Below are 561 nucleotides of genomic sequence, written 5' to 3'. Positions count from 1 at the left end.
CTACAAAAACGTCTTTTTTTCGGTAATATCATCTCTTCAGTCCGTCAGTGCCCCGTGCCCTGACGGACTTTTTTTTATCCTGCGAGCCACAGGCCGCTTACATTCCGGTTATGCCCGGAGCGTTATTTCACCGCCCTTCGTCACCAGTACGGCATCACCCCTTCACCCAGCGTCCTGTACTGATGTCCGGAGACTGATACACATATAAGAAGGTAACATGTCAGATTTACTCAGGATTGTCGGGCTGGGGCTTATTGCCCTCCTGCCCCTGGTCAACCCGTTAACCACCGTCGCACTCTTCCTGGGACTGTCCGGGGGAATGTCGCCGGCACAAAGACGCTCGCAAATACTCTGTAGTGGTCAAGTAATATTGGCCACGGTTTTACAGTAAAAATGGTACCTGTTCTCTGACTCTTCCGGAGTCAGCCCACCGTTATAATGGTGAGGTCTGACGCTATTGTAGTAGTTCAATATGTATTCATTAATTTGCTGCCGGGCCCCGTCCTTGCCTGTATAACCTTCCGCCGGCACCCATTCTGTTTTCAGACTACGGAAGAAGCG

1 protein-coding gene is annotated in these 561 nt (G+C 51.0%); it reads right to left on the bottom strand.

Going from position 1 to position 561, the window contains the following annotated elements:
* Nucleotides 1–360: 360 nt before the first annotated feature.
* The coding region (locus DEO48_RS26425; protein WP_146198357.1) for an IS3 family transposase at nucleotides 361–561 on the bottom strand (201 nt) is incomplete at its 5' end.

Origin of the sequence: Enterobacter sp. CGMCC 5087 (assembly GCF_003144775.1) — a bacterium.
Taxonomy (GTDB): Bacteria; Pseudomonadota; Gammaproteobacteria; order Enterobacterales; family Enterobacteriaceae; genus Enterobacter; species Enterobacter cloacae_M.
Note: the sequence above shows the minus strand (reverse complement) of the source record. Positions and strands in the feature narration are given on the sequence as shown.